Genomic DNA, 4,885 nt, shown 5'->3' with positions numbered 1-4,885 from the left:
TCGAGCAGGCTTACCGGGAGATCAAGCAGCATCTGGGCTGGACGCATTGCCAGGCTCGATCGGACATCGCCCTTCGGCGGCATTGGAGTCTGGTGTGCGCCGCATTCTGCTTCCTGCACTGGTGGGCTGAGCATTCGCCTCCATCCAAGGGCGATGAGTCCACCCAGGCAGATGCATCGCATCTGCCTGGGTGGAGTGTGTTGCTGCATCAGGTACGCCTGTGGTTGGGGCCATTCGTCTGGATCTGGCAGGCTTGGCGCGCCTATTCAACGGAGCGCCCACCACGACGCCTTCTACAGCTGCTTGAACAGGTAGGAAGAGGCGTACCTCTTCGGCTCTATGTCACTTAAGCTATGTGTGGGACGCCAAAACTTTCAGTGTCAACGGACTACCAATAGGCCTCCTCATTCACAAGACCGTCACATCACGAGCAAATTTCGGCAGCCCGCTGGAGGGTCAATTGCATCTGGCCCACCGTTCGTCCCGAAGCCTCGGCCCGGCACGCAAAATCGTGTTGAAGGCCCTGATGGGCATTGGCCTGTGCTTCGAAGGCCACCGACTCGCCGGCCCAGCAGAAATCCTGGGCCTCGACACTGGCCTGCGGAATCCAGAACGGCTGGCCCTGGCCCAGACTCAGTCCGGCCAGTTGCGACAGCTGACCCATCAGGATGGCCACCGGCATGGCGGGGTAGCCGTCAAAGTGACCGGCACAGGCCTCGGCCGGCACTTCGGCAATGCGGCGGGTCCAGGTGTCACCGACATGAGAGAGCTGTCCTTCGGGCAGCGGGGGCATGCGGTCCACGGTCTGGGCCACGAAGTCCGGGCGCTGACGCGAGCGAAACAGGCGGGCAAAGGCGCTGTCGGTCAGGATGGTGTACTGAACCTCCAGATCAGCCAGTGGGAGACCCGCGGCGGATGCCTGGATACGGGCCGTGGCCTCACGCCGGGTCAGGTTCAGCAACGAAGCCCGGAGCGTCACGCTGGAGCCGTACGGGGCGTTGCTTTCAAAACCCCGGTAGGTGGCACGCTGGGCCAGGTAGTAGCGGCGTTGATCGTCGGGTTGGGCCAGGGCGGCCACGCACAGCCCGGCGATGGCGGCGTGGCGGCTCAGTTCCGCGCCCTGAATGGGGCCGAGTTCTGCGCTGCGGGGCAACTCCGCGTGCACCTCGGCCACCAGTTCTTCGCGGTGCAACTGCATCCGTTCAAGCGCGAAATACGGCGGACGCACACAGATCCGCCGCAACACTTCGGCACGATCGAGGTTGGGTTCGATGGGACAGCTCAGCACTGGCATGACTGTGTGGAACATGAAGCCTCCGTGAAAGTTTCTTAGATTCCTTAATATAGTGAGTCTGTAAGAAAATTGGAAGACCACATCATGTCCTTCAGGGGCTGGATCTGCGCTCTCACAGGACTCCGATTAGTTGGTTGATAGAGGCCACCAGTGGAAGAGGGTGTGCTGGGTGAGGAGGTCCGGCTGTGTTTCAAGCCAGGTGCAACGTTCGGCCAGCACCTCCGAGAAGTCGTCCAGGGTGTCGAATGCTCGATTGGCCACGGTGGCGTCAGTGAGCGCCCAGAGCCGCTCGGCGGGCTGCAACTCTGGGGCAGAGGGTGGCAGGGTGACGGTCTGGATCCCTGGGGACTGTCCCTGCGTGGCAGGGACATGGAAACCGGCGCCGTCCTGGACCACGAGCACGTGATGGTCGGCGCCCGCGCCGACACTGTGGGCAAAAGCCGTCATGACGGCGCTGTAGGCCTGCTTGTTCAGGACGGGCACCAGCCAGAACCGGCTTTCGCCGGTTTCTGGATTGACGAACGCGTACAGATACAGCCATTCGTAGGCGGGCTTGACCGGACAGGTGAAGGGCTGACCCGTGGGCGCCCAGACCCTTCGGCGAATTGGCTTGAGACCCAGTCGATGTTCGTCCAGGCACCACAGCGACACCCGAGGATGGAGACGCTCCGCACGGCGGAGCGTCTCCGTTAGCCCTTTGTTTTGAAGTCGGCTTTGACCGTTTCATCACCTTTCACGTGAGGGGGCCGGGGTTTTTGCGGGGAGAACCCCGCTGCCCGCATAAATTCATAGGTGCGGCCCAGGTACACCGTCTTGCCACACTGTTCGAGCACCCACGTCTGTACGTCTTTGCCTGACCACACGATGCCCTGTTCAAAATCCGCTTGCAATCGAGCAGCAAGCTTCTTGCTGCTGCTCGGCAGTCAACACGCGTGGGGCGCCCCGGTTGTTTTGCCGCCCATCACGCAGCCCCGCCAGACCCAACTCGCGATACCTCGCCATGAGTTCATAGGCGGTGAACTGACTGTACCGGGTGACGTGCAAGACCTCGCTCGGGTGCCGCCCTTCGGCGAGCAGCGCGAAGAATTGCGCCCTGCGCCGTTCCACGGCACAGGTGCTCGCGGTGTACACCTGCCAGAAGTCTTCGGCATCGTGCGCCAGGGGGGCCGTCAAGCGTGTCTGTCTGATGCCTCATTCTATAGCTTTTTATTCGGAGCCCTTATCAGTTCAGGCGTTTTTGCCAGTGGGGTTGAACGCTAGGCTGCCCATGGTCCAGCAGTTCGGTCAATACCGCAGCTTCCAGGGGACGGGCAAAGTGGTAGCCCTGCGCGAAATCGCAGCCGAACCCCCGCACCGCCTCCAACTGGGCCTGCGTCTCGATGCCCTCGGCCACCACCTGCAGATCGAGGGTGCGCGCGATGCTGACGATGGCGGTGATCAGGGCCACCGCGTACTGGGGCGCGCGGCGCGGCGCGGCGAGGTCTTCAATAAACGAGCGGTCAATTTTGATACAGCCGATGGGCAGGTCACGCAGGTAGGCCAGTGAGGAGTACCCGGTGCCGAAGTCGTCGATGGTGATCTGCACGCCCATCCGCTGCAAACTGCACAGGGCGGCCTGGACCAGGGCCGGGCTCTGTATCACCGCATTTTCGGTCAGCTCGAGCTCCAGTTTGTGGGCGGGCAGGCCGCTGAGCAACAGCGCCTGTCTGACCTCCTCGACGAAACGAGGCTGCGCGAACTGGATGGGGGAGACATTGACGGTGATCGTCCCGGCCCAGCCATAGTGTTCGCGCCAGCTGCGGGCCTGCATGCACGCCTGCTCCAGCACCCAGCGGCCCACCGGCACGATCTGGCCGCTGGACTCAGCGATGGGAATAAAAGTGCCGGGCGAGATGTCCCCGTGCTCGGGGTGGGTCCAGCGCAGCAGGGTCTCGACTTTGCTCATTTCACCCGTGTCCAGGTGGTAGATCGGCTGGTAGACCAGCCGCAACTGTTCCCGGGCCAGCGCGGACTGAAATTCGCGGCTCAGCAGGACCGTACGCTCCAGTTCGGCGTCCAGTGCGGCGTCGAAGCGCCGCACCCCGTTGCGGCCCGTCCGCTTGATCTGGTACATCGCAGCGTCCGCGTGGCGCAGCAGGGTGGCGGTGTCCTGACCGTCATTGGGATAGGCGCTGATCCCGATGCTGGCACTCAGCTGGAGGTGCTGGCCGCGCACGGAAAAGGGCAGGGACAGCCCCACCAGCAACTGCTGGGCCAGAACGGTCACCTGCGCTGGCGAGTCGCCCCTGATCACCACCACGAATTCATCTCCGCCGATACGGGCTGCCAGGTCCCGGTTCTTCAACGCCCCTCGCAGGCGGTTCGCGAATTCCCGCAGGACGTCGTCACCCGCACTGTGGCCCATCGTATCGTTGACCATCTTGAAGCCGTCCACGTCAATGAACAGCAACGAAAAAGTTTCATCACGTGTCACAGCGTCGTCTATTTCCTGCTCCAGGCGCAGTCGACTCGGCAGGCCGGTCAGCAGGTCCGTGTGGACCAGCCGCTGCAAGGTCTCGGCCTGTGTGGCCATGCTGGACAGCCGGTCCTTGTAGCCGATGAACGCGTGGGTCAGGGCCAGCAGGGTCAGGTTGGCCAGTAGCATTTGGATCAGTGCGAAGACCACTCCGCCGGTCTGCAGCGTCCAGGCGTTGAGTGCCGCGTAACCGACGCTGCACAACGTCATCGTTGTGAAGAAACTGACCGTGATGTTGCGTGCCACTTTCAGACTGGGGATAAACAGTGACAGCACGTAAACTGCAGGAATCCAGAAGAATGATTCGGTCATCTCCATCTGGACGGCGTGGTCCGCTGGGAAAAAGTACAGCAGGTAGACCAGCTTGCCCAGAAAGAACAGACAGGTGGTCAGGACAAGCGTGGTCACGGTCTTGTCCATGTTCTTCGGACTGAGCCATAGAACCAGTTCAAGGACCAGCAGGCCCACGGTCAGCGTGGGGTACGCCACGCGGTCAAATGGCATGCTCTGTCCGCTGAGAGGATCGAGAAGTGCGCCGAGGAAGAAGGCGAGGGCTGCAACAGGCATCGCTAGCAACAAAATCAATCGCCAGCCGTCTGAGCGTGCCGACAGGAAGGGAGATGAGGGAGTCATGTTTGTCGCGATGATAAGGATGAGGACAACACTCATTTCTTACGGCTTAAAGTGCGGTCATTGAAGTCGGTTTTTTCTGCCATTGCTGGATGGCCGACAAATTTATTTTTGGCCGTCTCAGACGGCGGAAAAGCTGAATTTCGGTCTATCCCTTGAGAGAAACGAGAAATAGCAGTGTTTTGAAGTGTGACGTCTCCAAAACCTGCCGTTCGCATGCCTACAGTGAACCGCGGCCCCCCCTGCCCGCCTGATCCGACAGCGTGGCTCTCTGTCCTGTTCAAGCGGATGCGGACGGCGCCGCCGTTCTACTGAATAAGACTTGTTCTGCACGCGTCAGGTGAAGTTCGCCAATTGAACCTGGAGCAGCGCCGCCTAGAGGCTGGAGGACAGGCCATCCAAAATTGCGGGAGGGAATCTGCTGGGTTCAGAATCGGGTGTGACGC

Annotated in this window: 5 protein-coding genes and 2 pseudogenes; 1 reads left to right on the top strand and 6 read right to left on the bottom strand. The window is 61.5% G+C overall.

The window, feature by feature from the left end:
• Positions 1–350, top strand: a pseudogene (locus tag IEY31_RS18855) (IS701 family transposase); the annotation flags it as partial.
• A gap of 74 nt (positions 351–424) precedes the next feature.
• On the opposite strand, the gene IEY31_RS18325 reads toward IEY31_RS18855, so the two are convergent.
• From IEY31_RS18325 to IEY31_RS18300, 6 genes and pseudogenes are all read right to left on the bottom strand, one after another.
• Positions 425–1,309 (bottom strand): hypothetical protein, encoded by an 885-nt coding sequence (locus IEY31_RS18325; RefSeq protein ID WP_188974393.1) that lies wholly within the window; start codon positions 1,307–1,309, stop codon positions 425–427.
• Between the two features lie 111 nt (positions 1,310–1,420).
• Positions 1,421–1,975, bottom strand: a pseudogene (locus tag IEY31_RS18320) (IS630 family transposase); the annotation flags it as partial.
• An 8-nt stretch (positions 1,976–1,983) separates the two neighbouring features.
• A complete protein-coding gene (locus IEY31_RS19130) occupies positions 1,984–2,157 on the bottom strand; it encodes a helix-turn-helix domain-containing protein (protein ID WP_373289192.1) in 174 nt (57 codons plus the stop codon).
• A gap of 10 nt (positions 2,158–2,167) precedes the next feature.
• Positions 2,168–2,467 carry a helix-turn-helix domain-containing protein gene (locus tag IEY31_RS18310; RefSeq protein WP_188974391.1) on the bottom strand — a complete coding sequence of 100 codons (300 nt, stop codon included), beginning with the start codon at positions 2,465–2,467 and terminating at the stop codon, positions 2,168–2,170.
• Positions 2,468–2,516: 49 nt separating this feature from the next.
• A complete protein-coding gene (locus IEY31_RS18305; protein ID WP_188974390.1) occupies positions 2,517–4,376 on the bottom strand; it encodes a putative bifunctional diguanylate cyclase/phosphodiesterase in 1,860 nt (619 codons plus the stop codon).
• A gap of 98 nt (positions 4,377–4,474) precedes the next feature.
• Positions 4,475–4,657 (bottom strand): hypothetical protein, encoded by a 183-nt coding sequence (locus tag IEY31_RS18300; RefSeq protein ID WP_188974389.1) that lies wholly within the window; start codon positions 4,655–4,657, stop codon positions 4,475–4,477.
• Positions 4,658–4,885: the final 228 nt, after the last annotated feature.

The sequence above is a fragment of the Deinococcus aerolatus genome (genome assembly GCF_014647055.1).
Classification (GTDB): Bacteria; Deinococcota; Deinococci; order Deinococcales; family Deinococcaceae; genus Deinococcus; species Deinococcus aerolatus.
This window is presented reverse-complemented; position numbering and strand designations above follow the sequence as displayed.